A 22,512-nucleotide genomic window follows, 5' to 3' on the forward strand; every position below is an offset into this window, starting at 1 on the left:
GGAAGGGCAGAAGACCGGGGAAGGGGTCGGACACCGGTGACACCGGGGAGGTGTCGGGGGCCGCAGCCCACTGCCGTACTCGGACCGCAGCTACTGCCGCGTACTCGGACCGCAGCCACTGCCATATTCGAGGAAACCCCAGATCAAGGGCGTGGAGGAGGGTCTGGCATTGCAGGTACTGACAGGGCCCCCCACCGGCGCCGCACCCGACCTAACCTGGGAAGGGTGAGCACTGAGAGCGACATCCGCGAATTCCTTGCCACCCGCCGCGCCAAGATCACCCCCCAGCAGGCGGGCCTGCCCGCCTACGGTGGCAACCGGCGCGTGCCAGGGCTGCGCCGCGAAGAAGTCGCCCTGCTCGCGGGCGTCAGCATCGACTACTACGTGCGCCTGGAACGCGGGCACCTCGCCGGAGCCTCACCGCAGGTCCTCGACGCGATCGCCGACGCCCTCCAGCTCGACGACGCCGAGCGCGCCCACCTGAACGACCTGGCCAGAGCCGCGGCACACCGTCCCCCGCGCCGTACGAAACGCACCCGCGGTCCGATTCCCGACAGCGTTCTGCGTGTCCTGGACTCGATGACCGACTCCCCGGCCTTCATCCGCAACGGCCGCCTCGACGTCCTCGCCGTCAACCGTCTGGGCCGCGCCCTCTACTCCCCGCTCTTCCCCGGCGACTCCCAGCCGCCCGTCAACATCGCCCGCTACCAGTTCCTGGACCCGCGTGGCCACGACTTCTTCCCCCACTGGGAGGAGTCCTTGAACACCACCGTCTCCCTGTTGCGTACCGAAGCCGGACGCGCCCCGCACGACAGCGAGTTGACCGGTCTCATCGGCGAACTCGTCACCCGCAGCGAGGAGTTCCGCACCGCCTGGGCCAAACACAACGTGCGCCTGCACCACACCGGCCGCAAGTCCTTCCGCCACCCCGCGGTCGGCGTCATCACCCTCGACTTCGACGCCATGGAACTGCCCGCGCAGCCCGGCCTGACCCTCACCGCCTACAGCGCCCGGCCCGGCACCCCGGACCACGACGCCCTCACTCTCCTCGCGAGTTGGGCGGCCACCCTCGACCAGACCGAGCAGGCAGCGGCACCCACCGGCAACGACCCGACCTGACGGCCTTGGAAACCCGGCCCACCACGCGCAGCACACCACCAGCAGGCGACCACCACCACGAGACCACCGACAGGAGAGCACCGTGCACACACGCACACTCGGCCAGAGCCTTCAGGTCTTAACCATCGGCCTGGGCTGCATGGGCATGTCCTAGACACAGATGAGCCTGATAGACCGCGCCTACCTCGCCGTTGCGGTGCGGATTCCCAAGGTGATCAGTACGGCTCCTGCCAGACGGCCCATCGCACGGCGGAACCGAGGTGTGTCAACTGCCGTGCGCGCGGCGGCGACCACGGATGTCCAGAACAGCAGCCAGACAAGGACGACGGCCATATGCGCGACGGCGATTGCCGCGATCTGCGGCGCGAGGGGGCGGCTGGAGGCGAGGAACTGCGGTACGAGCGTGAGGTAGACGGACGCCGCCTTGGGATTGAGGACGTTGGACCACAACCCCTGTCCGAAGCCCCCGAGTTGAGCCCACGGCAAGCGCCATCGCTTCCGTACCGTCGCTTCGACGCCCCTACGTGCCGAGCGCCATGTGGTCACGCCCAGCCAGATGAGATAGACGCCGCCCACGAGCTTTACCACCGTCAACGCCTGAGCGGACGACATGACCAGGGCCGACAAGCCGACCGCCGCGAACGTCGCGTGCACCAGGAGCCCGCACGCCGAGCCGAACGCGACGAGCACGCCATCGGACCGCGAACCAGCGATCACCTGCTGCGTGACAAGGGTGAAGCTGGCGCCGGGAATCAACGTGAGGGGAATGACCGCGGCCACGAATCCGAGTACTGGTTGCCACTGCGCACAAGGAGCCTAGACACGCGAACACCCGCCGACCACCCGCCGACGTTCAGATCGGAGCTATCGGACCGGCCCTCGCTCGTCGACGAACACGGTGGGGGTGGACAGGAACACACGGGCGTCCACGGGGCCGTAGGCGATGTTGAACGTGTCCAGCCAGTACGACCAGTCCCGTATCCCCGCCGCACTGCTGAAGCGGTAGTTGAGTTGCCAACGCACCCATTGGCCGGGGGCAAGTCGCACCGCCGGGGGCCGTCTCGGCCTGGGCGGCAGGCCAAACAGGGGTTGGACTCGGGGGAGGACCCGCAATCGTCCGACGGCTTCGCGGAGTTGGACATCGACTTTGCGGGGGTCTTCCTGGGTGTCATACGGTTCGAAGCCGTCTCGCTCATGCATGCGAATCACGTGTGCGGAAGCGGTCTCGGAGTGCGGGAGAGCGAAGCCGACCGGCGCCGCGTTCCTAGGCGAGGCCGCCTCCCCTCCCCGGGACTGCTTCGTCCAGGATGTCCGTATCCACTGGACGGTGATCTCCATGATGTGCCCCCGCCGATTCGTCGAGGATCGCATTTTATGTCCATGCTCAATTCGCTTCTGCGGCGGAGGCGTTCATATTCCCGCACGCCGCCTTGGCGACGGGCACACACACCGCGAGAACTGATGCCGCGACCCTTCAGGCCAGGCACGGCCTGGCATGCGCGTGACTGTGTCCTCGCAGCCGTGGAGTTCGATCAGCGCTACCGCACCACCGGTGCCGGCCTCCGTGAACCGCCACCCCGTAAACCGAGAATGGCTTGAGTTCATCAGGTGGCGCAGGGTGGCGTAGCGCGATGCGCGCGCCCTTGCACCGGTCGACGCCTGCCGCGCCGAAAGCGGCTGACTCTCGCAGGCGGCTGATCCCCCTTACGACACGGCGACTTCAGCCTCAGCCGCGTCAATCCTGAATTATATTCATGCCGCGAGTTCACCTCATGAGGTGCGTATTTCCGGCCAAAGTCCCGACCGATCCATCATTCGCCCAATTGGCGCTCCCCCATGTGCCCGTCCACGTTCGTTCACAGGGCATGGAGTCTCATACATACCCACATCATGGTTCCGGCCACCTCTCCCTTCCTGAGCTCTCCCGGCGGCGACGGACCATCGGTCACACCGTCGAGGTCGGCACCAAGGTGCCCGAAGCGGGCGCCGCACTGCGGACCCTCGAAACCGCGCTGCGCCGGATCGCGGAGTCCCAGCGTGCGGATTGGGCCGAGATCTGCGGTTCCGGTGCCCATGAGTGACTACTGGCGGGGAGACCCCGAACCCATCGGCTACGAGGTGCCCGTCCTGCTTCCTTGGCAGGTGGAGGGTTCTCATGACACCGACGGTTCCGGGATGTGGTCTTCCCCGCACGCGTACGCACACCCGGGCCCTCAGCCGGCGGATCCCCTGACTGCCGCTTTCGAGAGCGTCATCAATGAAAAGCTGGTCCCGCCCGACGCGCAGAGCATCATGGACACGCCCTCTTACCCACCACTGCACTCGGCGGCCCACGCCCGGCGTCGGCAGCGCCGCCCACGTGAACGGACCCGCCTCGGGTTCTCCTGGTTTCCCACTCTGGTGTGCACGGCGGTAGCCACGGGCACCAGCGTGCTGAGCGCCCTCATCGCGTACGCGCCTCTGGAGCATGCGGCCTCCCCGGCCGGCTCGGAGACTTCAACCTGGTGGCCGCTTCTCCTGTACGGACCGTGGACAGCGGCAGTCGCCTCCGTTGTCCGTCGCGGCATTCAAACCCGGCCCCTTCGACGCGTCGCCTGGGCCATCCTTCTCGGCACCTCGGCCATCGCGGTGCTGCTGTGCGTCACACAAGCACCTCATACACTCGCCGGGATTGTCACGGCAGGTCTCCCGCCTATCGCTGCCCTTATCTGTATTCGACTGCTGGTTCACAGCGTCCGGCCCCCGACATCTCGCCACGCTGTCGGCCGCCGTGACAGGGAATCGGAACGCCGAAGGGGAAATTCCACTTTCCTGTAACGGTTTCTTCGCGCCCCTACGAAAGTTCCACGCAGCGGGGTACTCCACGGCCGAACTCACAGCAACGGGGACTCCGGAACAGACATGGCGCCGAGTGCGGGACGCTCCCCGGCCAGGGACCTGCCTCCCGCACTCAGCCGCCGTCCGTGTCACCAGATGGCTGATGCGCTGGTCTATACCAACCACCCCAGCCCCACTATCCTCCTCCTTGGCCAGCAGCACACCATCCCCACCCCGGTTGCGTGCTGGCGCGGGCGACGCCCACCTACCTCTGCCCCCAGCAGCCGGGTGCCCTTCCCCCACGCGCCGCCTCCAGGAGGACCACGGTGAAAGTTCGCACCAGAAGCTCGGCGATCGTCGGCACCCTCTGCCTCGTCGCCTCCCTCGCCCTGACCACGGCGTCCGCCGACGAGCGATCCGCCCCACCTCGGGCGGCGCAGGTCACGCTCAAGCAGGTGGCCACGGCCCAGAATCCCACCGCCGGCACCGCAGGTCCCGGTGGCACCGTCTGGTTGGCCGAACGCGCGGGCGCCGTAAGGGTTTTGACCAATAAGGGGCTCGGCAAGCCCGTCCTCGACATATCCGCCGAGACCACCACCGACGGCGAACGCGGCCTGCTGGGCATCGCGTTCGACAAGAAGTTCGCGCACTTCTACATCTCGTACACGAACCTCGAAGGCACCAGCACCATCGACGAGTTCGCCGTACGGAAGGGCAAGCTCCAGCCGAACACCCGGCGCACCGTCCTGACCCAGACACAGCCCTACTCGAACCACAACGGCGGCGACATCAAGATCGGCCCCGACGGCTATCTCTACATCGCGTTCGGTGACGGCGGCGCGGGCGGCGACCCGCACGGCAACGGGCAGAACCTCGACACGCTGCTCGGCAAGCTGGTGCGGATCGACCCGAACGGCGGCGACCCGTACGCGATCCCGCCGGACAACCCGTTCGTGGACGATCCGAACGTGAAGGACGAGATCTGGGCGTACGGGCTGCGCAACCCGTGGCGGTTCTCCTTCGACGCGGGCACGGGCGACCTGCTGATCGGTGACGTCGGCCAGAGCGACTGGGAGGAGATCGACTGGGCCCCGGCGAACAGTAAGGGCGGCGAGAACTACGGCTGGTCGCAGATGGAGGGCACCCATCCCTTTCGGGGCGGCACCGAGCCCGCGAACCATGTGCCGCCGGTCCACGAGTACGACCGTAACGGGCTGGGCTGCGCGGTGACCGGCGGCTATGTCTACCGGGGCGACGCGATCCCGGACCTCAAGGGTCAGTACGTGTTCAGCGACTACTGCGACGGCACCGTCCGATCCCTGGAGATGAAGAACGGCAAGGTGACGGGCGTGAACGACCTCGGCGTCAGCGGCGGCGAGGTCGTCTCGTTCGTGCAGGGCTGCAAGGGCGAGTTGTACGTCCTCGCCCAAGGCGGCACCGTCTCCCGCATCGACCCGGCGTAACGACTACGGAACGTAGGCTCGGTGCCTGTCCGGGCCGGGGGCCCGCAAGCCCCGGCCCGGAACCGGCGCCAGGCGTCCGTACCCTGAGGGTGCCGTCGCCGAGCCGCACCTGTACGGGTTTGATCGCCGGCGGTCATTTCAGGGCCGCCACGACCAGCTGGGCGGCACGTGCGATGAGCTTGTCGTCGTACTCCGCGTCGCGTGTGTCGCGGCTGGAGAGGATGGCGATGATGACGGGGGCGCCATGGGGCGGCCAGGCGACGGCGATGTCGTTGCGGGTTCCGTAGCCGCCGCCTCCGGTCTTGTCGCCGACCTGCCAGTCGGCCGGGACGCCGGCACGAATGAGGTTGTCGCCGGTGGTGTTGCGCTTGAGCCAGTCGATCAGAAGCGCCTTCTTGTCGGCGCAGAGGGTGTGGCCGAGGGTGTATTCACGCAGGTCGGCGGCGAGCGCACGGGGGGTGCTGGTGTCGCGGCGGTCGCCCGGGACGGCCTCGTTGAGGTCTGTCTCCAGACGGTCGGCCCGGGTGACGCGGTCCCCCAGGGCGGCGAGGGCGGCCTGGAATTCCTTGGGGCCACCGAGTTCGGCGAACAGAAGGTTGGCGGCGGTGTTGTCGCTGTAGCGGATGGCGGCGTCGCACAGTGCGCGCAGCGTCATGCCGGTGTCGACATATTTCTCCGTGATCGGCGAGTGGGTCACCAGGTCGTCGCGGGTGTAGTGCACGACCTCGTCGAGGCCCGCCAGGGAGTTCTGTTTCAGCACCGCGGCGGCCGAGAGCGCCTTGTGGGTGGAGCAGTAGGCGAACCGCTCGTCGCTCCGGTAGGTGACGGTCCGCCTGCTGCCGGTATCGATCGCGTACACGCCGAGCCGGGCGTCGAACTCCCGCTCCAGGTCCCTGAATTCGGTCGGTGTCTTCGCGGACGCGGACGCCACGGCGGCTGTTGGCCTGGCGCTTCCCAGGAGCGGTGCGGTGGCGAGGGTGGTCAGCGCGGCGAGTGAGGCACGTCGGGTGATAGCCACTAGGAATCCTGTTCAGGCCGGTGCGGGCGGGCTCTTCACCTTGAAGCTACCTGACCGACCGCGCGATCACGTTGGCACAGTGACCGCCGTATCAAGGCGAGTTGGATGGTTGCTCCATAGCGGACAGCAAATTTTCCGTGCCGTTTTTCTGTACCGTGTGGCGCGACCGGCTTGAGCGAGAGGGCAGAACCGGCGGGCCCGTCACCCCTCCCCCCGCGGTGGCCTTCCGCAGGACGTCGCGGAGGGCCGCGCGGGAAGTGATGCCCAGTTTGGGAAAGACCTGGTAGAGGTGGCTTCCCACGGTCCGCGGCGACAGGTGCAGCCGCTGACCGATTTCCTTGTTCGTCAGGCCCGCGGCGGCGAGCCTGGCGATTTCGTACTGCTGAGGTGGCAGGCGGGCGTCAGGCGAGGCACCGACCTGGACGGCCGCGATGCCTGATGCCCGCAGTTCGCTCCGGGCGCGGTCGGCCCAGGGTGATGCCCCCAGCCGCGTGAAGGTCCCCAGGGCGGCGCCCAGTTGTTCGCGCGCTGTCTGCGTGGCCCTGGCGCGGCGGAGGCGTTCGCCGTAGAAGAGCTGGATGCGCGCCAGGTCGAACGGCCAGGTGTCGGCGTCGGGCAGGGCCAGCGCGCGTTCGAACCGTGCCACGAACCGGTCGTCGGCGGCGGTCATGGCTGCCGCGCCGTGCGTCACCAGCGCCAACCTGCCCGATATCGCGGGCACTTGGGCGCTGTACAACGCTGCGACGTGCGCCTCGGCTTCGGCGTGCCGACCGGAGAGAACGGCCGATTCCACCAGGTCCGTCATCAGCCACAAGGCGGGTGCCTGGAAGTGCGGAAGGACACCGGCGGGGCCGACCAAGGTCGCCTGCCGGAAGGCCGCCTCGTATTCTCCGCGGCCGAGAGCCGCTCGCGTCCTGATCTCCGCGGCCAGGGTGAGCAGGAGTCGGATACGCCTCGGTGCGGCGAAGCGCGTGATCTCGTCGGCGAGTTCCTCCGCCCCTGCGAACGCCGCGACGTAGACCAGTGCCTTGACGTTGGGGTTCCCCACGGCGGCGTTGGTGATGACGGCGCCGCCGTAGGAGTGGCCGACCAGCACGGCGGGGCCGTCGACGCCGTCGAGGACCTGATGGGTCGCGGCGACGTCACCGGCCAGCGACAGGGTCGGATTCTGCACGACGCTCACGCGGTATCCGTCGGCCGTCAGATGGTCGTAAACCCCCTGCCACCCGGACCCGTCGACGAACCCACCGTGAACCAGCACGATGTTCTTCACTTCACTCATGACATTGCCTCCTTCGCCCGAATCCCCGCACCGGACTCGACGCGGGAACGCCCCGAACGCTAGAAGGACAACCCCGACGACCGATTGAGGCAAATGACGTAGTTCGTACGACGCCCTCGGCGCATACGTCATCTGACCTAGGGGGCCAGGCTGTGGAGCGCGCTCGGTCAGCCCAGGAAGCTCAAGCGGACCTGTCGGTGCGGGTTGTCGGCGTTCGTGTCGACCAGGCACACCGACTGCCAAGTGCCCAGTTCCAGGGTGCCGGCGATTACCGGGAGTGTGGCGTGGGGTGGGACCAGTGCGGGGAGTACGTGGTCGCGGCCGTGGCCGGGGGTGCCGTGGCGGTGTTGCCAGCGGTCGTCGGCCGGCAGGAGGTGGTGCAGGGTCGCGAGTAGGTCGACATCGCTTCCCGCGCCCGTCTCGATCACCGCGATTCCGGCGGTGGCGTGCGGGACGAACACGTTCAGGAGACCGTCGCGGCCCTCGGCGACCTCGCCGAGGAACGACGCGCACTGCCGCGTCAGATCGACCACGGTCTCCTCGGCTCCGGTGACGACGTTCAGGACACGGGTGGTGAAGGCGTCGGGCATGCCCTCATCGTCGCGCACGGGCCCGCCCGGTGTGGTCACGACACCACCACTCCCAGGGCTGGGAGAGCGCCCCGGGGACCGTTCCCCGCTGCCCACCCCTCAATACTCCCCGTCCGCCTTTCGAGACGGCATTGACCGTGTGCCGACGACGTGGCTACGTTCAGCCGCATGTCGCGTTCAGTCCTGCTCACCACGCGCGGTCACATCGACCTGTTGCGGGTGGCCTCCGCCGCGTGTCGTCGCGGCCACTGACGCCTTTTCACCCCCGCCTTCGCCCGCGCCCCCGTCGCGCCCGCGTTTCCTCCCGTACACACCTGCCTTCGCCGTGGTGCTGACCACGGCGTGATCTCCGTGTGCGGGTGCTGAGGCGCACCCCCACAGTCCTCCCCCTGTCGTGGAGCCCTCATGAGCGTCAGCCACGCACCGCCGGAATTGGCGGACATTTCGGATGAACCGCGAGGTGATCCAGCAGTTCCCGAGCTGGAGACCCTGATCCCGTCCTCCTCCCGCCGTACCCGTGTCCCCCGCTGGCTGCGCCGTACCTCGGGGCCCGTCGTTCTGCTCGCTCTGTGGCAACTCCTCAGCGTCACCGATGTGTTGACGTCCGATGTGCTCGCGTCGCCGGGCACCATCGCCCGTGTCGCCGGCGATCTGATCAGCGACGGCTCCCTGCCGCACGCCATGGCCGTCTCCCTGCAACGCGTCGCCGTCGGTCTCGTGCTCGGCACCGCCGTCGGCACCGCCCTCGCGCTCGTCTCGGGGCTGTTCCGTATCGGTGAGGACCTGGTGGACGCGAGTGTGCAGATGCTGCGCACGGTGCCGTTCGTCGGGCTGATCCCGCTGTTCATCATCTGGTTCGGCATCGGCGAGGCACCCAAGATCGCGATCATCACCCTCGGTGTGTCGTTCCCCCTCTATCTCAATGTGTACGCCGGCATCCGTGGCGTCGACGCCCAACTCATCGAGGCCGGCGAGTCGTTGGGCCTGTCCCGCTGGGGTCTCGTGCGGCATGTCGTGCTGCCGGGCGCGCTGCCCGGGGCGATGACCGGCCTGCGTTACTCGCTCGGTATCGCCTGGCTGGCCCTCGTCTTCGCCGAGCAGATCAACGCGGACGCCGGTATCGGCTTCCTGATGGTGCAGGCCCGGGACTTCCTGCGCACCGACGTGATCGTGGTCTGCCTCATCGTGTACGCCTTCCTCGGCCTCCTCGCCGACTTCGTCGTCCGTACCCTCGAAAGGCTGCTGCTGCAATGGCGACCGACCTTCACCGGACGGTGAACACGACCGGCAAGGCCCCCGTCCCCCCGCCGTCGAGGACGCCGGTGCCCGCGCCGTCGGCGGTCCGCGTGCAAGGGCTCACCCGCTCCTTCGACGGGCGTGCCGTCATCGACCGGCTCGATCTCGACATCCGCCCCGGCGAGTTCGTCGCCCTCCTCGGCCGCAGTGGCTGCGGCAAGTCCACCCTGCTGCGGATCCTCGCGGGACTCGACCGCGAGATCGACGGCACGGTGCTCGTACCCCGCCGCAAGGCCGTCGCCTTTCAGTCGCCGCGTCTGATGCCGTGGAAACGCGTGTGGCGCAATGTGCTGCTCGGACTCCCCGGCCGCCCGGACCGCGCCCGCGCCGAACGGGCGCTGACCGAAGTCGGTCTGGAGCAGCACGCGCGGGCCTGGCCCAAGACCCTCTCCGGCGGCGAGGCCCAGCGCGCCTCGCTGGCCCGCGCCCTGGTCCGCGAACCCGATCTGCTGCTCCTCGACGAGCCGTTCGGCGCGCTCGACGCACTGACCCGTATCAAGGCGCAGCGGCTCGTCGACGAGCTGTGGCAGCGCCGCGGCTGCGCCGTCCTCCTCGTCACGCACGACGTCGAGGAGGCGGTGCTGCTCGCCGACCGGGTGCTCGTGATGGACGGGGGCGTCATCGCGTATGAGACCGAGGTCGGTCTGGACCGGCCGCGTGACATCGCGGACCCGCGCTTCGCGGCCCTGCGCACCCGGCTCCTCGAACGACTCGGCGTCGACACCCCGGCGACCAGCGCATGACCCACCCGGCACACACCACACCGCTGCACACCCCATCGCCACGCACCACAGCGGCACGCGCCACAGGGCCCCATGCGACATGGGCAGGCACCACACCGCCACGCACCACGCCGCCACGGACGACATGGGCACACTCCACATCGAACGGACTCTCCATGCCACGCCGCACCGCCCCCCTCCTGCTGCTCCCCCTGGCCCTGCTGCTCGCCGCCTGCTCCGGTATCTCCTCCGCCGACTCGTCGTCGGGTGGCGCGGGAGGAGGTGACGGAACCGATGGCAAGGGTTCTGTCACTCTCAACGTCGGGGACCAGAAGGGAGGTTCCGAGTCGGTGCTACGAGCTGCCGGAGAACTCGAAGATCTTGACTACAAGATCCGCTGGTCGACCTTCACCTCGGGTCCGCCGCTCCTGGAGGCCGTCAACGCCAAGGCGGTGGACATCGGCGCGGTCGGCAACACACCACCGGTCTTCGCCGCCGGGGCCGGTTCGAAGATCACCGTAGTCGCCGCCTCGCACGGCTCCTCCCGGGGCGAGGCCATCCTCGTACGCGATGACTCGCCGCTGAAGAAGCCGGAGCAGCTCAAGGGCAAGTCGGTGGCGGTGGCGCAGGGGTCGTCCGCGCACTTCCAGTTGGTCGCGTCGCTCAAGGCGGCCGGGCTCACCCTGAACGACATCGAGGTCAAGTACCTCCAGCCGGCGGACGCGCTCGCCGCCTTCACGGGCGGCAAGGTCGACGCGTGGGCGGTCTGGGACCCGTACACCTCGCAGGTGTTGGAGGCGAAGCAGGGGCGGGTTCTCACGGACGGCGACGGGGTGGTCAACGGGCTCAGTTTCCAGGTCGCGGCGCCCGGAGCGCTGAAGGACAAGGAGAAGGCCGCCGCCATCGGGGACCTGGTGAAGCGCCTCCAACGCGCGCAGGACTGGGTGTTCGACCACCCCGAGGAGTGGGCCAAGGTGTGGGCCAAAGACACAGGTCTGCCGTACGAGGTGGCGCTCGCCTCAGTGAAGCGGACCAATGGGACCCGGGTCCCGGTCGCGCTCGACCGGGCGGCCATCGCGTCGGAGCAGGAGATCGCCGACACCTTCGCCGCGCTGAAGCTGATTCCGCGGGCGTTCGCCTTCGAGGACTACGTCGACACCCGGTTCAACGGCGACCTTCCGGCGTCGACCTCCGCACCGCGTACCTACAAGGAGTCCTGACCATGACCGTGCATCTTCACTGGTTCCTGCCCACCGGCGGCGACGGCCGCACCCTCGTCGACCGGCACGCCTATACGGACGGTGGCGTCAAGCGGTCCCGTATCACTCCGGTGAGCGGGATCCGGGCGCCCGACATCGAGTATCTGACCCAGATCGCCAAAGCCGCCGAGCAGTTGGGCTTCGAAGCGGTCCTCACGCCCACCGGCACCTGGTGCGAGGACGCGTGGCTGACGACGGTCGCACTGTCCCAGCACACGGAACGGCTGAAGTTCCTGGTGGCGTTCCGGCCCGGTGTGATCTCACCGGTCCTGGCCGCGCAGATGGCGGCGACGTATCAGCGCATCACTCGTGGCCGGCTGCTCCTCAATGTCGTGACGGGCGGCGACTCCACCGAACAGCGCCGCTTCGGCGACCATCTCGACCACGACCGCCGCTATGCCCGTACGGCCGAGTTCCTGTCGGTGGTTCGCGGGGTGTGGAGCGGTCGGCCGTACGACTTCGAGGGCGAGCACTACCAGATCGAGGGTGGTCTCACGGCGCTGCCGCCGGATCCGCTGCCGGAGATCTTCTTCGGCGGTTCATCGGCCGCCGCGGGCCCGGTGGCGGCCCGGCACAGCGATGTGTACCTCACGTGGGGCGAGCCTCCGCAGCAGGTCAAGGAGAAGATCGAGTGGATACGGGGCCTTGCCGAGGAGGAGGGGCGCACGGTCCGGTTCGGGATCCGGCTGCACACGATCTCGCGGGACGCGTCGGCGGAGGCGTGGGCGACCGCGCACCGGCTGCTCGACGACCTGGACGCGGACACCGTAGCGGCTGCCCAGCAGGCCCTCGGCCGCAGTGAGTCGGTGGGCCAGCAGCGGATGCTGGCGCTGCACGGGGGCTCGCGGGACCGGCTGGAGATCGCGCCCAACCTGTGGGCCGGGGTCGGTCTGGTACGCGGCGGCGCGGGTACGGCCCTGGTCGGCAGCCATGCCGAGGTCGCGGACCGGATCGAGGAGTATCACGCGCTCGGCGTCGAGCACTTCGTCCTGTCGGGTTATCCGCATCTGGAGGAGGCGTACTGGTTCGGGGAGGGCGTGATTCCGGAGTTGTCGACGCGTGGACTGCTGCCCCGGATCCCGGCCTCGCAGGCCGGCGTGACGCCGTGGCCCGACGGGGCTTCACCGGGAGTGCCGTTGCTGGTGGCCGGGGGGCGGTAGCGGGAGCGGGAGCGGGACCCAGTGACTCGGGGCCGGGTTCCGGGTGGAGGTCGAGGTCGGGGGCGGGAAGATCCGGCTCCCCGGCCCGGTTAGTAGAAGCGTGAACGACACGAGGGACGCAGAAAGCGACGTAGAGAGGGACGACGTAGAGAGGGACATAGAGGTGGTCGTCATAGGCGCCGGGCAGGCGGGGCTGTCCAGCGCCTATCACCTGCGCCGTACCGGTTTTGTGCCGGACCGGGACTTCGTCGTCCTCGATCACGCGCCGGGTCCCGGCGGGGCCTGGCAGTTCCGCTGGCCGTCGCTCACCTACGGCAAGGTGCACGGGATGCACGCGCTGCCCGGTATGGAGCTGACCGGGGCCGACCCGTCGCGGCCCTCGTCGGAGGTGATCCGCGCGTACTTCGACCGGTACGAGCGGACCTTCGGGCTGCGGGTGCACCGGCCCGTCGATGTACGGGCTGTCGGGGAGGGCGAGGGTGGGCGGCTCCGGGTGGAGACGTCCGCGGGGGTGTGGTCGGCGCGTGCCCTGGTCAACGCGACCGGCACCTGGGACCGGCCTTTCTGGCCGCGCTATCCCGGTCAGGAGACCTTCCGTGGACGGCAGTTGCACACCGCCCAGTACCCGGGTCCCGAGCAGTTCGCCGGGCAGCGGGTGGTCGTGGTGGGCGGGGGCGCGTCGGGGACCCAGCATCTGATGGAGATCGCGCCGTTCGCCGCCGCGACGACCTGGGTGACCCGCCGTCCGCCGGTCTTCCGTGAGGGCCCCTTCGACGAGAGTCTGGGGCGCGCCGCGGTGGCCATGGTGGAGGAGCGGGTGCGGCGGGGGCTGCCGCCGAAGAGCGTGGTCTCGGTCACCGGGCTGCCGCTGACCGATGCGGTACGGGAGGCCCGCGCGAGCGGTGTCCTGGAGCGGCTGCCGATGTTCGACCGGATCACTCCGGACGGTGTGGAGTGGGACGACGGGCGCCGGGTGGACGCCGATGTCATCCTCTGGGCGACCGGTTTCCGCGCGGCGATCGAGCATCTGGCACCGTTGCGGCTGCGGGAGCCGGGTGGCGGTGTCCGGGTCGAGGGAACTCGCGCGGTCGCCGATCCCCGGATCCATCTGGTCGGCTACGGCCCGTCGGCGAGCACGATCGGGGCGAATCGCGCCGGGCGCTCGGCCGTCCGCGACATCCGGCGTCTGCTCTCCGGGGAGCCGGTCGCGGCCTGACGCACCCGATCGGCCGCTCACTCCGGAAGGGGCCGGCCGGTACGGGCTCACGGCTCACGGCTCACGGCTCGCAGTTCATGGCTCAGCCGGTCGGCTCGGCGCTCTTCATGTTCTGGTTGAACTCGGTGACGTTCCTCTGCTGCTCGTCGTAACTCGACGTGAAGCGGGTGTCGCCGGACTTCACGGTGACGAAGTACAGCCATTCGCCGGGTGTCGGAGTGGTCGCGGCGCGCATCGCGTCTTCGCCCGGGTTGGCGATCGGGGTCGGCGGCAGCCCCATCCGTGTGTAGCTGTTGTAGGGGCTGTTGATCCTTGTGTCGTCGTCGCTGGTGAGCAGGGTGCTGCGGCCCAGTGCGTAGTTGATGGTGGAGTCCATCTGCAGGGGCATGCCCTTGTCGAGCCGGTTGTAAATGACGCGGGCCACCTTGCCCATGTCGTCCTTGGTGCCCGCCTCGGCCTGGATGATGCTCGCGATGGTGACGGTCTGATACAGGTTCGAGATGTTCTTGTTCGCGCCTGCCGCCACCGGCGCGGGCGCGAACTTCTTGTTCGCGGTGTCCACCATGTACGCCAGCAGGGACGTGGGCGTCGTCTTCTTCGTGATCGGATATGTGGCCGGGAAGAGATAGCCCTCGGGATTGCCCGCGGCATCACGGGGAAGTTTCAGGCCGGCTTTCGGCAGGATGTTCTTGGTCGTACCGGCCGGGACGGAGAGTGCCTTGTCGACGGCGGCGTACACCTGGCCGGCGCGCCAGCCCTCGGGGATGGTGAGCAGCTTGGGCTTCTCGGGCTTGGTCTCCCACTGCAGCAGCGGCACCACCACCGCCACCACGGCGGCCGTCACCACGGCTCCGGTCGCGATGAGGGCGATCCGGCCCCGGCGTGTCAGTCGCATCGAGCTACGACGCGGAGTCATGTTCTGCATGCGGGCACGGTAACCCGACAATTACTCCGAATTCGAGCAAATCCGGCATATTTTCATCTAGTCGGCTCCAGTTGGGCGTCCCTGTGCACGAGGGCGGCGTAACGGCCGTCCAGGTCCAGCAGTTCCTCATGCGTACCGCGCTCGGCGATACGGCCGGAGTCGAGCACGATGATCTGGTCGGCGCCGCGGACGGTGGAGAGCCGGTGCGCGATGGTGATCGTGGTGCGGTCGGCCGAGAGGGCGTCGATGGCCTCCTGCACCGCCTGTTCGGTGCGGGTGTCCAGGGCGCTGGTCGCCTCGTCCAGGACGAGGACCGGCGGGTCGCGCAGGATGGTGCGCGCTATGGCGAGGCGCTGTTTCTCGCCGCCCGAGAAGCGGTGGCCGCGCTCGCCGACCACGGTGTCGTAGCCATCGGGGAGGGAGGCTATGTGGTCGTGGATCTGTGCCGCGCGGGCCGCAGCGACGAGTTCTTCGTCGGTGGCGTCGGGTTTGGCGAACCGCAGGTTCTCGGCGACCGACGCGTGGAACAGGTAGGTCTCCTGGGAGACCACGCCGACCGCGCGGGCGAGGGTGTCGAAGTCGAGGTCGCGCACGTCGACACCGTCGAGGGTGACGCGTCCGCCCGTGACGTCGTACAGCCGGGGCACCAGATAGCTGAGGGTCGACTTCCCCGCACCGGTGGGTCCGACGACGGCGAGGCTGCCGCCCGCGGGGACCGTGGTGTCGATGCCGTCGAGGATGGGTCCGCTCTTGTTGTCGTAGCGGAACTCGACGTTCTGGAAGGCGACTTCCCCCTTGACGGTGTCCAGGTGCACCGGGTTCTCGGGTTCGGTGATGTCGATCGGCAGGTCGAGGTACTCGAAGATGCGCTGGAAGAGTGCGAGCGAGGTCTGCATGTCCACGCCGGTCGACAGGAGGCTGACCGTGGGCCGGAACAGGCCCTGTTGGAGTGAGACGAACGCGACGAGGGTGCCGATCGAGACGGCGCTGCCGCTGATCGCGAAGGCGACGCCCGCTGTCCAGTAGATGAAGGCGGGCATGGCGGCCATGACGATGGAGATGACGGCCATCCGCCAGCGCCCCGCCATGTTCGACCGGACTTCCAGGTCGACCAGTTCGTCGGACTCGCCGGCGAAGGAGCGGGTGAGGGAGTCGGACCGGCCCATGGTGCGGCCGAGGAGGATGCCGCTGACGGAGAGCGACTCGGTGACGGTGGCCGCCATCGCGGCCATCTGCCGCTGGCGCTGCGTGGCGATCTTCTTGCGCTCGCGGCCGACGCGGCGGCTGATCCACACGAAGACCGGCAGGAGGAGCAGCGAGACCGCGGTGAGCCGCCAGTCCAGCGCGAGCATCGCCACGACGGTCGCGACGACGCTGGTCAGATTGGAGACCAGTGAGGTCGCCGTGGAGGTCACGGTCGCCTGCATACCGCCGATGTCGTTGGCGATACGGGACTGGACCTCACCGGTGCGGGTGCGGGTGAAGAAGGCCAGCGACATGCGCTGCAACCGGTCGTACACGGCCGTGCGCAGATCGTGCATGACGCGCTGACCCACGGTCGTGGAGATCAGGGTCTGGAGCACGCCGAAGATGCTGCTGACGACGGCGCTCAGGATCATGCCGAGCGCGAGCAGGCTCAGCAGGCCGACGCGGCCCTGCGGGATCGCCGTGTCGATGATCGCCTTCAGCATGAACGGCGAGGCGACCGACACCAGCGAGGCGGCGCCGACGAGCAGTCCGACGACGGCCAGCCGACTGCGATAGGGGCGGAAGAGACGGAGGATACGGCGCATCTGCCGCGGCTGCTCCTTGTCGGGAGGCGGCGGCGTCCAGGGGACTGCTTGGCGGCTCATGGGCTCCTACGGTGGTGAGAGGCCGCGGCCTGACCGGCCGCGGCAAGACTTCGAAGAGCATAGCTCATTGTTACCTATACTCACAATGCACAAAGTCCTGGTATTGTTCCCGGCATGACCACCCCAGACGCCGACGGCCTGCTCGCCGAGCAACTGCTGCGGCTGACCCGCCGCGTGCACCGCATCCAGAAGCGCCATCTGGAGGCTTCCGGTGTGGGCATCACCCCGGCCCAGTTCCGCCTGCTGCGCACCCTGGCGCACTACGGATCGCCGCCCCGCATGGCGGATCTGGCACAGCGCCTCGAAGTGGTGCCACGGGCCGTGACGACGCTCGTGGACGGCCTGGAGGCGAGCGGCCGGGTGCGCCGGGTGCCGGATCCCGACAACCGGCGGGTCATCCGCATCGAGATCACGGACGTCGGCCGCCGGACGCTGGGCGAACTGCGCAAGGCGCGGCGTACGGCCGCGGAGGACATCCTGGCTCCGTTGGACACCGAGCAGCGCGCCGTGTTCGGCGGCCTGCTGTCGGCCCTGGTCGACGGGACGGCGGTCGGTCACGCGGGCCAGGCCCTGAGCGCCCATGGCACGGACACCGGCCCCGCACCGAACGCCCCGGACGGGCATTGCTGAGTACGAGCCGACGACCGAGGATACGCAGAGGCCGCCGACCACTCCCCGTCCACCACTCCCCGGCGACCGAGCACGCACCGCGACCGACGACAGCCGCACCCCGGAACGACAAGGAACGAGGAGCACACGATGCCCCTGCTGGAGCCCGACCCGGACGCGCTGCGCCCCGTATCCCGACCGGTCCGCCCGGCACCCGACCGGGTGCCCGACGGCCGGTCGTCGGGCACGCCCGAGCCGCTCAAGGGCGAGCTGATCGCCCTGCTCGGCGAGAGCAAGGTCCTCTCCAAGGTCTCGGACCTGGTGCGGTACGCGTCGGACGCGAGCCCCTACCGCTTCCTCCCGCAGGTCGTCGTCGTCCCGGAAGACATCGAGGACATCTCGGCGGTGCTGTCGTACGCGCACGGCAAGGGCCGTGAGGTGGTGTTCCGCGCGGCGGGCACCTCGCTCAACGGGCAGGCGCAGGGCGAGGACATCCTCGTCGACGTCCGTCGGCACTGGACGGGCATCGAGGTCCTGGACGACGGCGCGCGGGCCCGTATCGGACCGGGCACGACCGTCCTGAGGGCGAACGCGACGCTGTCACGGCACGGGCGCGTCCTCGGTCCCGACCCGGCCAGCGCCATCGCGTGCACGGTCGGCGGTGTCGTCGCGAACAACGCCTCCGGCATGACGGCCGGCACCACCCGCAACTCGTACCGCACGGTGGCCTCGCTGACCTTCGTCCTCGCCTCGGGCACCGTCGTGGACACCGCGGTACCCGACGCCGACGAGCGGCTCGCCCACGCCGAACCCGCCCTGTGCGAAGGGCTTCTGGCGATCAAGGCGGATATCGAGGCGGACCCGGAGCTGGTGGCCCGTATCCGCGCGAAGTACGAGATCAAGAACACCAACGGCTACCGTCTGGACGCCTTCCTCGACGGTGCGACCCCGGTGGAGATCCTGCGCGGGCTGATGGTCGGTTCGGAAGGCACCTTCGGGTTCATCTCGGAGATCGTCTTCGACACGCTTCCGCTGGACCGGCGGGTGACCACGGCGCTGCTGTTCTTCCCCTCGCTCACGGCCGCCGCCGCCGCGGTGCCCGTGTTCAACGAGGCCGGGGCGCTCGCCGTCGAGCTGATGGACGGCAACACCCTGCGCGCGTCGGTCAGCGTCCAGGGTGTACCCGCCGACTGGGCCACGCTGCCCAAGTCGACCGCGGCGCTCCTGGTGGAGTTCCGGGCACCGGACGAGGCGGGACAGACGGCGTACGAAGAGGCCGCGCGTAAGGCACTCGAAGGGCTCGACCTGGTCGCGCCGGTCGCTTCGGTGACGAACACGTTCACGCGGGACGCGAAGACCATCGGCGGGTACTGGAAGGCCCGTAAGGCGTTCGTCACCGCGGTCGGCGGCGCCCGTCCATCGGGCACCACGCTCATCACGGAGGACTTCGCCGTGCCGCCCTCGCGGCTCGCCGACGCGTGCGAGTCTCTCCTCGAACTCCAGACACGGCACGGCTTCGACGCGGCCGTCGCGGGCCACGCCGCGCATGGCAACCTGCACTTCCTGCTCGCCTTCGACGCGGGCCGCCCCGAGGACGTGGACCGGTACGCGGCCTTCATGGACGAGTTCTGCCGCCTCACCGTCGAGCGGTTCGACGGCTCCCTCAAGGCCGAACACGCCACCGGACGGAACATCGCGCCGTTCCTGGAACTCGAATGGGGTCCCATGGCCACCGAGTTGATGTGGCGCACCAAGCAGGTCATCGACCCCGACGGCGTGCTCGCCCCCAGGGTCGTCCTCGACCGCGACCCCAAGGCGCATCTGCGCGGCCTCAAGACCATCCCCAAGGTGGAGCTGATCGCCGACCCGTGCATCGAGTGCGGCTTCTGCGAGCCGACCTGCCCCAGCCACGACCTGACCACGACACCCCGTCAACGCATCGTCCTGCGCCGCGAGATGATGCGTCAGCCCGCCGGGTCGAGCGTCGAGGAAGAACTGCTCGACGCCTACGGGTACGACGCCGTGGACACCTGTGCGGGCGACTCGACCTGCAAGCTGGCCTGCCCGGTCGGCATCGACACCGGCGTCATGATGAAGGACTTCCGCCACGCACGGCACTCACCGCGCGAGGAGCGGACGGCCGCGTTGGTCGCCCGGAACTTCAAGGCCGTCGAGGCGTCCGCACGGCTCGCGGTGGCCGCCGCCGACAAGATCGGCGACCGGGTCCTGACCAAGGTCACGCGCGCGGCACGCACCGCGGTGCGCCCCGATCTCGTACCCGAGTGGCTGCCCGGCATCCCCGGCGCGGCGCCGCGCAAGCTGCCGCGTACCGCGCGCGTGGGAGCGTCCGCCGTGTACTACCCGGCGTGCGTCAACCGCATCTTCGGCGGTCCCGAAAACCGCGAGGGACCCTCGCTCTCCGAGGCCGTCGTGGCGGTGTCCTCGCGCGCGGGGAAGCCGGTGTGGATTCCGGACGATGTCGCGGGCACCTGCTGCGCGACGATCTGGCACTCCAAGGGGTACGACCGGGGCAATGCCGTCATGGCCAACCGGATCGTCGAGGCCGCCTGGGGCTGGACCGCGGGCGGCAAGCTGCCGCTCGTCGTGGACGCGTCGTCGTGCACGCTGGGCATCGCGCACGAGGTGGTGCCCTATCTGACGCCCGACAACAGGGAGTTGCACCAGGAGCTGACCGTCGTCGACTCCGTCGTCTGGGCCGCCGAGGAACTGCTTCCGCGTCTCACCGTGCGGCGCACCGTCGGCAGCGCGGTACTGCACCCCACCTGTTCCATGCAACACCTCGGCGACGAGGCGCAGTTGCGGGCGGTCGCGGAAGCGTGCGCGGACGAGGTCGTCGTACCGGACGACGTCGGCTGCTGCGCCTTCGCGGGCGACCGCGGCATGCTCCACAAGGAACTCACCGAGTCCGCCACCCACAAGGAGGCCGCCGAGGTGACGGCACGCCACTTCGACGCGCATCTGTCGGCCAACCGGATGTGCGAGGTGGGTATGGATCATGCGACGGGCCGGAGTTACTACTCGGTGCTGATGGAACTGGAGGCGGCGACGCGGCCTTGAGGGGAGCCCCCGGGGGTGGGGCGGTCTAGGTTCGAGTGGCCGAGGTCTCCCGCGTGGCCTCGGTCGCCGGCTCGCCGTCCGACAGATAGCGGTCCAAGGCCGCCGCTCCCGCGAGCATCGCCCGGGACCGGAGCGCCAGTTCCTCCTGGTGCCGAGCAGCGCGTGGCTCGGCGGGAGGTCGGCGAGGCTTTGAGGCTTCACGGGTGGATGAACGTGATCAAGGGTCCGTGGTCGTTCCGTCGAACGAGTGAATCTCGGGGCGGTTACAACCCACGGGTACGAAAGGCGGCGGTCAGCCGGATCCGCCAGCCCCGGTCCGTGAGCACCGCCAGCCGCAGCGCGTCGGCCCGGCCGGTTACGGGCAGCAGCGGACGTAGCCGCGCCACCACATCGGCGGATTCCTCCTCGGTGGCCCCGATGGCGACGGTGACATGGACCGGCGGGCGCGGTCCGAACCGGCCGCCGTAGGGCGCGATCCCCGGCCAGCGCTCACCGAAGGCGTCGGCCACCGGTTGCAGGGCGGGCGCGCCCACGGCGACGAAGCCCGGAGCCGTCGTCACCTCGGTCAGGTCCACCTCACGCGCGGGGGTGGCCGCGGCGAAGTCCCGTACCGCCCGATCGGTCGCGGCGGACAGTTCGGCGGCCGGCAGGAAGGGGTAGCGGAGGGTGACGTGGGCGGGGAGGCCGGGGCGGACCAGGGAGCCGTTCACCTGACGGGCGGCATCGAGCAGGACGTCGGCCTCGGCGAGCGTGATCACCACCGCCGTCGTGCCTGGAGGGGTGGGGTTCCCTGCCGTCACTGCGCTGGACATGGCGGCATCATGCCAGCCGGGCGCGGGACGACGGTGGGCGATCCCGGTACGAGGCGCCGCGCGGCCGGTTCGCCCGGAGGCGATCTTCGGCGTCCCGTAGCAGGCTCGACGCAGGCGCTGTCGCTGGCAGGGAGCTGAGCTGTCACTGACAGGAAGCTGATCGGAAACTGACTGGAAAGGGTGCGGTTCCATGGAACACGTCTCGCTCGGCGGACTGGACGTCTCTCGTATCGGACTCGGTTGTATGGGCATGTCGGCCTTCTACACCGGCGCCAACACCGACGACTCGGAGTCGATCCGTACGATTCACCGGGCGCTCGACCTCGGGGTGACGTTCCTCGACACCGCCGAGGTGTACGGCCCTTTCACCAACGAGGAGTTGGTCGGGCGGGCGCTCGCGAAGCGGCGGGACGAGGTGGTCCTCGCGACCAAGTTCGGCGTCATGACGCACACACCGAACGGACCCCGGAGCGGTGTCGACAGTTCTCCGCAGAATGTGAGGGCCGCTGTCGAGGGCTCCCTGAAGCGGCTCGGCACCGATCGGATCGATCTGTTCTACCAGCACCGCGTCGACCCGGACACGCCCATCGAGGACACCGTCGGCGCCCTGGCCGAGCTGGTCCGTGAGGGAAAGATCCGGCACATCGGTCTTTCGGAGGCGGCGCCCGAGACCATCCGGCGCGCGCACGCGGTGCATCCGGTCGCCGCGCTCCAGACGGAGTACTCGCTGTGGACGCGGGACCCGGAGGCGGAAATCCTGCCGCTGCTACGCGAGTTGGGCATCGGATTCGTCCCGTACTCGCCGCTCGGCCGTGGCTTCCTCACCGGCCAGATCCGCAGCCGTGAGCAACTGGCCGACGACGACTTCCGCAAGAGCAACCCCCGGTTCAGCGACGAGAACTTCGACCGGAATCTGCGCCTGGTGGACGAGGTCGAGACCGTGGCCCGTGAGGTGGGCGCGACCCCGGCACAGACCGCGTTGGCCTGGCTGCTCGCCCAGGGCGACTTCATCGCGCCGATCCCCGGCACGAAGCGGGTGTCGAGGGTCGAGGAGAACGCCGCCGCCGACGCCGTACGGCTCACGCCCGAGCAGATCCGGCGGCTCGGCTCCCTGACGGCACCCGCCGGGGACCGGTACTCCGACATGTCACCGCTCAACCGCTGAGCCGTCGCACCTCTGAGCCGTCGCACCGCTGGGCCCCTTCCGGCACCCGCCGCCATCACCGGACCGCGCCGGGGAATCCCGCACCCGGTGCTGGACCGGACACCGGTAGGGGCCGCACGCTACTCGGG

General features: G+C 69.3%; 20 protein-coding genes. 12 read left to right on the plus strand and 8 right to left on the minus strand.

The features are described 5' to 3' along the window. The first annotated feature begins 225 nt into the window (after nucleotides 1–225). Nucleotides 226–1,119: a helix-turn-helix transcriptional regulator gene (locus ACFVT5_RS16770; protein WP_389887382.1), complete on the plus strand. Its 894-nt coding sequence runs from the start codon at nucleotides 226–228 to the stop codon at nucleotides 1,117–1,119. A 180-nt stretch (nucleotides 1,120–1,299) separates the two neighbouring features. On the opposite strand, the gene ACFVT5_RS16775 is transcribed toward ACFVT5_RS16770, so the two are convergent. Further along, nucleotides 1,300–1,899 carry a LysE family translocator gene (locus tag ACFVT5_RS16775; protein ID WP_389887385.1) on the minus strand — a complete coding sequence of 200 codons (600 nt, stop codon included), beginning with the start codon at nucleotides 1,897–1,899 and terminating at the stop codon, nucleotides 1,300–1,302. An 84-nt stretch (nucleotides 1,900–1,983) separates the two neighbouring features. Then, nucleotides 1,984–2,457: a hypothetical protein gene (locus ACFVT5_RS16780; RefSeq protein WP_389887388.1), complete on the minus strand. Its 474-nt coding sequence runs from the start codon at nucleotides 2,455–2,457 to the stop codon at nucleotides 1,984–1,986. A gap of 527 nt (nucleotides 2,458–2,984) precedes the next feature. Here ACFVT5_RS16780 and ACFVT5_RS16785 point away from each other — a divergent pair. After that, nucleotides 2,985–3,200, plus strand: a complete 216-nt coding sequence (locus tag ACFVT5_RS16785) for a hypothetical protein (RefSeq protein WP_389887391.1) — start codon at nucleotides 2,985–2,987, stop codon at nucleotides 3,198–3,200. A gap of 1,062 nt (nucleotides 3,201–4,262) precedes the next feature. Further along, a complete protein-coding gene (locus ACFVT5_RS16790; RefSeq protein ID WP_389887393.1) occupies nucleotides 4,263–5,399 on the plus strand; it encodes a PQQ-dependent sugar dehydrogenase in 1,137 nt (378 codons plus the stop codon). A 133-nt stretch (nucleotides 5,400–5,532) separates the two neighbouring features. On the opposite strand, the gene bla is transcribed toward ACFVT5_RS16790, so the two are convergent. From bla to ACFVT5_RS16805, 3 genes are all read right to left on the minus strand, one after another. After that, on the minus strand, nucleotides 5,533–6,417 hold the full coding sequence (gene bla / locus ACFVT5_RS16795) for a class A beta-lactamase (protein ID WP_389887396.1): 885 nt from the start codon (nucleotides 6,415–6,417) through the stop codon (nucleotides 5,533–5,535). 91 nt (nucleotides 6,418–6,508) lie between these two features. Further along, nucleotides 6,509–7,699, minus strand: a complete 1,191-nt coding sequence (locus ACFVT5_RS16800; RefSeq protein ID WP_389887399.1) for an alpha/beta fold hydrolase — start codon at nucleotides 7,697–7,699, stop codon at nucleotides 6,509–6,511. 167 nt (nucleotides 7,700–7,866) lie between these two features. Further along, nucleotides 7,867–8,289, minus strand: coding sequence for a YjbQ family protein (locus tag ACFVT5_RS16805; RefSeq protein ID WP_389887402.1), 423 nt, complete (start codon nucleotides 8,287–8,289; stop codon nucleotides 7,867–7,869). A 168-nt stretch (nucleotides 8,290–8,457) separates the two neighbouring features. Between ACFVT5_RS16805 and ACFVT5_RS16810 the strand changes: the two genes are divergently transcribed. From ACFVT5_RS16810 to ACFVT5_RS16835, 6 genes are all read left to right on the plus strand, one after another. Then, nucleotides 8,458–8,541: a putative leader peptide gene (locus ACFVT5_RS16810; protein ID WP_389888168.1), complete on the plus strand. Its 84-nt coding sequence runs from the start codon at nucleotides 8,458–8,460 to the stop codon at nucleotides 8,539–8,541. A 153-nt stretch (nucleotides 8,542–8,694) separates the two neighbouring features. Continuing rightward, on the plus strand, nucleotides 8,695–9,567 hold the full coding sequence (locus ACFVT5_RS16815) for an ABC transporter permease (protein ID WP_389887405.1): 873 nt from the start codon (nucleotides 8,695–8,697) through the stop codon (nucleotides 9,565–9,567). Continuing rightward, complete coding sequence (locus ACFVT5_RS16820) at nucleotides 9,540–10,328, plus strand: ABC transporter ATP-binding protein (protein WP_389887408.1); 789 nt, start codon at nucleotides 9,540–9,542, stop codon at nucleotides 10,326–10,328. Before ACFVT5_RS16815 ends, ACFVT5_RS16820 begins: the two co-directional genes overlap by 28 nt. A gap of 155 nt (nucleotides 10,329–10,483) precedes the next feature. Then, nucleotides 10,484–11,527, plus strand: a complete 1,044-nt coding sequence (locus tag ACFVT5_RS16825) for an ABC transporter substrate-binding protein (protein WP_389887410.1) — start codon at nucleotides 10,484–10,486, stop codon at nucleotides 11,525–11,527. 2 nt (nucleotides 11,528–11,529) lie between these two features. Then, the gene (locus tag ACFVT5_RS16830) at nucleotides 11,530–12,726 is read left to right on the plus strand and encodes an LLM class flavin-dependent oxidoreductase (RefSeq protein WP_389887413.1); all 1,197 of its coding nucleotides are present in this window, start codon (nucleotides 11,530–11,532) and stop codon (nucleotides 12,724–12,726) included. Between the two features lie 100 nt (nucleotides 12,727–12,826). Next, nucleotides 12,827–13,942, plus strand: coding sequence for an NAD(P)-binding domain-containing protein (locus ACFVT5_RS16835; RefSeq protein ID WP_389887416.1), 1,116 nt, complete (start codon nucleotides 12,827–12,829; stop codon nucleotides 13,940–13,942). A gap of 82 nt (nucleotides 13,943–14,024) precedes the next feature. Here ACFVT5_RS16835 and mltG read toward each other — a convergent pair whose 3' ends face one another. After that, nucleotides 14,025–14,867 (minus strand): endolytic transglycosylase MltG, encoded by an 843-nt coding sequence (mltG, locus tag ACFVT5_RS16840; protein WP_389887418.1) that lies wholly within the window; start codon nucleotides 14,865–14,867, stop codon nucleotides 14,025–14,027. Between the two features lie 53 nt (nucleotides 14,868–14,920). After that, nucleotides 14,921–16,720 carry an ABC transporter ATP-binding protein gene (locus tag ACFVT5_RS16845; RefSeq protein WP_389887421.1) on the minus strand — a complete coding sequence of 600 codons (1,800 nt, stop codon included), beginning with the start codon at nucleotides 16,718–16,720 and terminating at the stop codon, nucleotides 14,921–14,923. Between the two features lie 114 nt (nucleotides 16,721–16,834). On the opposite strand from ACFVT5_RS16845, the gene ACFVT5_RS16850 reads away from it, so the two are divergent. Beyond that, nucleotides 16,835–17,350: a MarR family winged helix-turn-helix transcriptional regulator gene (locus ACFVT5_RS16850; protein ID WP_389887424.1), complete on the plus strand. Its 516-nt coding sequence runs from the start codon at nucleotides 16,835–16,837 to the stop codon at nucleotides 17,348–17,350. A gap of 129 nt (nucleotides 17,351–17,479) precedes the next feature. Continuing rightward, nucleotides 17,480–20,407: an FAD-binding and (Fe-S)-binding domain-containing protein gene (locus ACFVT5_RS16855; protein ID WP_389887427.1), complete on the plus strand. Its 2,928-nt coding sequence runs from the start codon at nucleotides 17,480–17,482 to the stop codon at nucleotides 20,405–20,407. Nucleotides 20,408–20,670: 263 nt separating this feature from the next. Here ACFVT5_RS16855 and ACFVT5_RS16860 read toward each other — a convergent pair whose 3' ends face one another. After that, the gene (locus tag ACFVT5_RS16860; RefSeq protein WP_389887430.1) at nucleotides 20,671–21,219 is read right to left on the minus strand and encodes a 2'-5' RNA ligase family protein; all 549 of its coding nucleotides are present in this window, start codon (nucleotides 21,217–21,219) and stop codon (nucleotides 20,671–20,673) included. A 190-nt stretch (nucleotides 21,220–21,409) separates the two neighbouring features. Between ACFVT5_RS16860 and ACFVT5_RS16865 the strand changes: the two genes are divergently transcribed. Then, the gene (locus tag ACFVT5_RS16865; RefSeq protein ID WP_389887433.1) at nucleotides 21,410–22,384 is read left to right on the plus strand and encodes an aldo/keto reductase; all 975 of its coding nucleotides are present in this window, start codon (nucleotides 21,410–21,412) and stop codon (nucleotides 22,382–22,384) included. Nucleotides 22,385–22,512 lie beyond the last annotated feature (128 nt).

Origin of the sequence: Streptomyces sp. NPDC058001 (assembly GCF_042886315.1) — a bacterium.
In the GTDB taxonomy this organism is placed as follows: domain Bacteria; phylum Actinomycetota; class Actinomycetes; order Streptomycetales; family Streptomycetaceae; genus Streptomyces.

Coding starts and splice junctions, on each gene's coding strand:
- ACFVT5_RS16780 (WP_389887388.1), bottom strand. CDS start 2,457: ATGGAGATCACCGTCCAGTGGATACGGACATCCTGGACGAAGCAGTCC.
- ACFVT5_RS16785 (WP_389887391.1), top strand. CDS start 2,985: ATGGAGTCTCATACATACCCACATCATGGTTCCGGCCACCTCTCCCTT.
- ACFVT5_RS16800 (WP_389887399.1), bottom strand. CDS start 7,699: ATGAGTGAAGTGAAGAACATCGTGCTGGTTCACGGTGGGTTCGTCGAC.
- ACFVT5_RS16805 (WP_389887402.1), bottom strand. CDS start 8,289: ATGCCCGACGCCTTCACCACCCGTGTCCTGAACGTCGTCACCGGAGCC.
- ACFVT5_RS16810 (WP_389888168.1), top strand. CDS start 8,458: ATGTCGCGTTCAGTCCTGCTCACCACGCGCGGTCACATCGACCTGTTG.
- ACFVT5_RS16815 (WP_389887405.1), top strand. CDS start 8,695: ATGAGCGTCAGCCACGCACCGCCGGAATTGGCGGACATTTCGGATGAA.
- ACFVT5_RS16820 (WP_389887408.1), top strand. CDS start 9,540: ATGGCGACCGACCTTCACCGGACGGTGAACACGACCGGCAAGGCCCCC.
- ACFVT5_RS16825 (WP_389887410.1), top strand. CDS start 10,484: ATGCCACGCCGCACCGCCCCCCTCCTGCTGCTCCCCCTGGCCCTGCTG.
- ACFVT5_RS16830 (WP_389887413.1), top strand. CDS start 11,530: ATGACCGTGCATCTTCACTGGTTCCTGCCCACCGGCGGCGACGGCCGC.
- mltG (WP_389887418.1), bottom strand. CDS start 14,867: ATGCAGAACATGACTCCGCGTCGTAGCTCGATGCGACTGACACGCCGG.
- ACFVT5_RS16845 (WP_389887421.1), bottom strand. CDS start 16,720: ATGAGCCGCCAAGCAGTCCCCTGGACGCCGCCGCCTCCCGACAAGGAG.
- ACFVT5_RS16850 (WP_389887424.1), top strand. CDS start 16,835: ATGACCACCCCAGACGCCGACGGCCTGCTCGCCGAGCAACTGCTGCGG.
- ACFVT5_RS16855 (WP_389887427.1), top strand. CDS start 17,480: ATGCCCCTGCTGGAGCCCGACCCGGACGCGCTGCGCCCCGTATCCCGA.
- ACFVT5_RS16860 (WP_389887430.1), bottom strand. CDS start 21,219: ATGTCCAGCGCAGTGACGGCAGGGAACCCCACCCCTCCAGGCACGACG.
- ACFVT5_RS16865 (WP_389887433.1), top strand. CDS start 21,410: ATGGAACACGTCTCGCTCGGCGGACTGGACGTCTCTCGTATCGGACTC.